The organism is Clostridium celatum DSM 1785, from assembly GCF_000320405.1.
Taxonomy (GTDB): domain Bacteria; phylum Bacillota; class Clostridia; order Clostridiales; family Clostridiaceae; genus Clostridium; species Clostridium celatum.
The window spans coordinates 1-5,054 of record NZ_KB291680.1 but is presented as its reverse complement, the minus strand read 5'-3'; the positions used below and the strand labels follow the sequence as shown (position 1 = coordinate 5,054).

Genomic DNA, 5,054 nt, shown 5'->3' with positions numbered 1-5,054 from the left:
TAAAAAAACAGCCTATTGGCTGTTTTTTTATCTTTCCCATGGTTTTGTTTTTAAATATTCAATAAATTTGTCTCTAAGACCTTCTTTCTTTAATGCAAATTCAACAGTTGCTTCTAAAAATCCAAGTTTATCCCCTACATCATATCTCTTGCCTTCAAAAATATACGCATACATAGCTTCATTTGAAATCAATGTTTGTAATGCATCTGTTAATTGAATTTCATTTCCTTTACCTGGCTTAGTATTTTCTAATATCTCAAATATCTGTGGTGTTATTATATATCTACCTAAAATTGCAACATTACTTGGTGCTTCTTCTAATGATGGCTTTTCGACTAATTCTTTAACTTTATATACCCTATCTTCAATATAGATACCATCAACTATTCCATATTTATTTACGTCATTAGCATTTACTTCTTGTACTCCTAATATAGTTGTTTGATATTCATTAAAACAATCCATAAGTTGCTTTAAACAAGGAACTTTACTATCAACAACATCATCTCCAAGCATTACTGCAAAAGGTTCATCTCCAACAAATGACTTGGCACAATATATTGCATGCCCAAGCCCCCTAGGTTCCTTTTGCCTTATATAATGAATATCTGCCATGTCTGAAATCTTTTTAATCATTTCAAACATTTCTTCTTTTCCTGCTTTTTCAAGTTCCATTTCAAGTTCTACACTTCTATCAAAATGATCCTCTATACTCTTTTTATTTCTACCTGTTATTATAAGTATTTCTTCAATTCCTGATGCTACAGCTTCTTCAATAATATATTGAATTGTTGGTTTATCAACTATTGGTAACATCTCTTTAGGCTGTGCTTTCGTTGCTGGTAAAAATCTCGTGCCAAGACCTGCTGCTGGTATAATTGCCTTTCTTACCTTCATATAATTCCTTCCTTTCCAAATTGATATAAATTTTATTATATATTTTATTATTAACCAATTACTATATATTTATCTTGTAAACATCTTTTATATTACTCTATAATAATTTGTATTTAGATATTTTGTAGTTACATCCACTTATTTTTACATTCAATATTTTATTGAAAAGTATCCTATAAAATGTTATTATTATATTCATCTTTAACAAATTACTAACTAAACACTGTTTTTTATTAACAGTTTGCTAATTTATTCTTTTTATTAACATATATTTTACGAATTAGAAAGAGGTATACATATGAAAAATAAAACTAAAGATTCAATTGTAGTTGGCTTTGCTCTATTTTCAATGTTCTTTGGTGCTGGTAATTTAATATTCCCACCTTCCCTTGGAAATAAACTTGGTGATCAATATATTTTAGGAATAATAGGATTTATTCTTACTGGTGTTGGGCTACCTTTACTTGCAATATTAGCATGTTCAAAGGAAAATGGTACTTTTGAAGGTATTACCAATAAGATTGGAACTAAATTTACCTTAATACTTACAACTGTTCTTTTCTTTGCAATAGGACCTTTACTTGCAATACCAAGAACAGCTGCAACAACATTTGAAATTACAATAACGCCATTTTTCCCAAATTGGTCTCCACTTATAGTTATGGCTGTTTACTTTTTAATTAATTTATTCTTTGTATTAAAGCGTTCTTCTATTATTGATACAATTGGTAAATTTTTAACACCTGCTTTAATAGTTATTTTAACTATAGTAATAGTTAAAGGGATTGTTTCCCCAATTGGAGAAATAGCTTCTACAGGTGCAACTTCTGTATTATCTACTTCATTACTTGAAGGATATCAAACAATGGATGCATTAGCTGCATTATTATTTGCTGGAGTTATTACTTCATCTATATTGCAAAAAGGATATAAAGGAAAAGAAATTAATTCTGTATTATTAAAATCAAGCTTTGTTGCTGTAATAGGCTTAGCCTTTGTTTATGGTGGTTTAACATTTATAGGTGCACATACAGTTAAATTAGTTGATCCTTCTATCTCAAATACTGCTCTTTTAGTATTTATTGCTGATAAAATTTTAGGTAGATTTGGTGTTGCTTTAATTGGTGCTGCTATAGGACTTGCTTGTTTAACTACTTCAATAGGTCTATTAACTGCTGGATCAACATTCTTTGAAAAGGTAACTAACGGAAAGTTATCTTACAAATTTAATGCTATAGTTATTTCTATTATGAGTTATTTAATAGCTTGCCAAGGTGTTGATAAAATTGTTTCTTTATCAGTTCCAATATTAAATGTTTTGTATCCTGTAGCTATTACTATTATATTTACTACATTATTTAATAGATGCTTAACTAATATTATTGCTGTAAGGCTTGCCGTTTATACTTCATTAGTATTTGGAGTGTTATTTGCATTCTTTGGTTCAGCATTAAGCTTTATTCCACTTTCTAGTGTTGGATTTGGATGGGTTATTCCTACAATTATTGCTTTAGCTGTAGGATACCTTTTTAAAAACAGGAATAAATAATATTCCTTAAACCAAAGCCTTTACAAAAACATCTAATAAGAAAATCTTATTAGGTGTTTTTTTACTAAAATATACTATTTATCTCGTTATGATACTAACTTTCATTTTATATTAACTTAATAATCTGTTGTATAAAAATCAATTTTCAATATAAATTTAATTTTATTATAGTATCAATTACAAAATATTGTTATTATATAAGGATTAGTATATAATCTAATTATTATATATACTGAAAGGATTGGCTTATGAATGTATTTAGTTTTTTTATAATAATTGCTATTTTATTAGTAAATTTTTTATTATATAAAAAAGATTATATAAATAAAAAGCTTTTTTATATATCTAACTTTTTTATTATTATGTATTCAATATTAGCGATAGTAATATTTTATAATAATATCTCTAATGGATTTTCTACAGGAATATTATTTGGAGATATTCAAAATAATCACTTTTGTGATGAATATAAATATAACATAGACTCTCAAATTTTATTTGATCACTTTAAGAATGGTGAATTTAATCAATGGATTAATAAACAATTGCCTGTTTTTGAATTTATCGATCCTCAAGGTCATCCTAGTTATGGAAATTATAATATTTTCGTAATAATGTTAACTTTTTTACGATTAATAGGCATTAATTCAGCTTTAAACTTTATACTTATAAAATTATTTATATATGTTCCTACATACATATACTTATATAAGCTTTTTAAGATATATTTAAATGAAAAACTTTCACTTTTATCTGTAATAATATTTAGTTTTTTACCTGGATATATATTAACTAATACTTTATTAATGCGTGACAATATAATATTATTTTTATTGATTGTTGCACTTTATTGCTTATTATCAAAGGAATATAATTTAAAAATCCTTATTCCATCATTGATTTTATTATTATTCTTTAGATCTTATTTAATATTAATACTAATTGCAATACTTGTATTTACTTTTAAAAATACGAAAAATCTTATTAGTGTATTAGATATATTTTATTTAGTCGTTATAGTTGGCACTATTTATTTCTTTACTAACTATAACTTTACTGTTGAGCAATCAAATGTATTTTTCTCATTTGCTCAAATTCAACATCTACAAGAAAATTTTATAAACTGGTATGGTGTAGGTGCTCCAATGCTAATAAAGCTTGCTTTCCAGACTTTATTGCAGTTAGTGTTTAATCCATTATTTATTAGCTTCTTATCATCAGGATTAGTTTATTTAATTTTAACATCATTAGGTAATATATCAGGAATTATAATAGCGGTATGCTTCGGAATTATGTTCGTGATAGTATGCTTAAGAAAACAAAATAGTGCTATTAGGTATTTAGTAAAATTCACATTTTACTTTACTTTATTAACTGCATTAGTATTAATGGCTAAAGACTCATATATAATTAACAGATTAGAACTTATGTGGACACCATTATTTTTAATAATAATTCTACTGCCTTTTAATAAAAAAGTATGTTAATTGTTTCAAATAAATTTTATAAATAGATCGATTTAATAAAAAAAGAACTAGCTAAATGGTAGTTCTTTTTTTATAATTTATTTGAAATAATATTTGCAAGTATTTCTGCTAATTTTTGTTGATAAGTTCTTTCACTAACTTTTTTTGCTTCATTTGCATTAGTTAAAAATCCATTTCAACAATTACAGAAGGCATATTTGTATTTTTTGTTACATAATAATCAGGAACTCCTATAGGTTCGTATTTAGCTCCCCTATTTACAATACCTAAACTACTTGAAACCGTCTTTGTAAATTCTTCAGCTAATTCTCTACTTTTACTAATTTTATAGTCTAAGTTAGAAAGTGCTATTTCTCTTCCTATGGATAATGATTTAGAATCTTCAAATATCACACTTCTCGTTGTTGGTGATTGAATACTATACCAAACTTCAAATCCTTGAGCTGAAGCTGGTCCTGAATTATGATGTAATGATATGAAGAAATCTGCATTTAAATCATTAGCAAGCTTAACCCTATTTCTTAAGCTTTCAGATGCATTAGGACCTATTTGTCCACTTCCTTCACTTCTTGTCATAACAACAGCTATTCCTCTGCTCTCTAACTCATTCTTTAATCTAACTGCAATTTGTAAATTTAAGTTAGATTCTATATAAGTAATACCATTGTGCGTTGCCGTTGAACCTGGGTCTCCACCTGGATTTTCATGGCCTGGATCAATAACAACCAATTTTTGTGATTTACCTTTTAAATTTATATTAGTTACAAAATCTTTAACTGTTCCATCCTTTGCTGTAACAACAACTTTTATTTCAACTTTTCCTTCTGCTATATCAGAAATATTAATTGTTGATTCATATCCTGAATTATTTCCTGATGGATATCCTGGATATGCAGCATTTACATCAGGTCTTGAAGTTCCGTATGTAATTTTCCCTTTGTCAGTTCCATTTACATATACTCTTACTTCACTAATTCCAGATTCATTTATAGCCCAACCTCTAACTTTAATAGTAGATTTATAATGGTTCTCATTTGCCACTGGTTCATCAATTCTACCTAACGTAGTTGAATTTGTTATAACTGGTACATTAACTTTTATATTTCTAGTTAATTTATGAA

At 26.8% G+C, this 5,054-nt stretch carries 4 protein-coding genes; 2 read left to right on the top strand and 2 right to left on the bottom strand.

Features of this window, described 5'->3' with window-relative positions; genetic code table 11:
- Window positions 1–27: 27 nt before the first annotated feature.
- Entirely contained in the window at window positions 28–897 is an 870-nt protein-coding gene (gene galU, locus HMPREF0216_RS12565; RefSeq protein WP_005214839.1) for a UTP--glucose-1-phosphate uridylyltransferase GalU, read from the bottom strand.
- 298 nt (window positions 898–1,195) lie between these two features.
- Here galU and brnQ point away from each other — a divergent pair, with 298 nt between their 5' ends.
- The gene (gene brnQ / locus HMPREF0216_RS12560) at window positions 1,196–2,446 is read left to right on the top strand and encodes a branched-chain amino acid transport system II carrier protein (RefSeq protein WP_005214838.1); all 1,251 of its coding nucleotides are present in this window, start codon (window positions 1,196–1,198) and stop codon (window positions 2,444–2,446) included.
- A gap of 248 nt (window positions 2,447–2,694) precedes the next feature.
- A complete protein-coding gene (locus tag HMPREF0216_RS12555) occupies window positions 2,695–3,933 on the top strand; it encodes a hypothetical protein (RefSeq protein ID WP_005214835.1) in 1,239 nt (412 codons plus the stop codon).
- A gap of 162 nt (window positions 3,934–4,095) precedes the next feature.
- Here HMPREF0216_RS12555 and HMPREF0216_RS12550 read toward each other — a convergent pair.
- Window positions 4,096–5,054, bottom strand: a 959-nt coding sequence (locus tag HMPREF0216_RS12550) for an N-acetylmuramoyl-L-alanine amidase (protein WP_005214834.1), incomplete at its 5' end; no start/stop codon positions are given.

Coding starts and splice junctions, on each gene's coding strand:
- brnQ (WP_005214838.1), top strand. CDS start 1,196: ATGAAAAATAAAACTAAAGATTCAATTGTAGTTGGCTTTGCTCTATTT.
- galU (WP_005214839.1), bottom strand. CDS start 897: ATGAAGGTAAGAAAGGCAATTATACCAGCAGCAGGTCTTGGCACGAGA.
- HMPREF0216_RS12555 (WP_005214835.1), top strand. CDS start 2,695: ATGAATGTATTTAGTTTTTTTATAATAATTGCTATTTTATTAGTAAAT.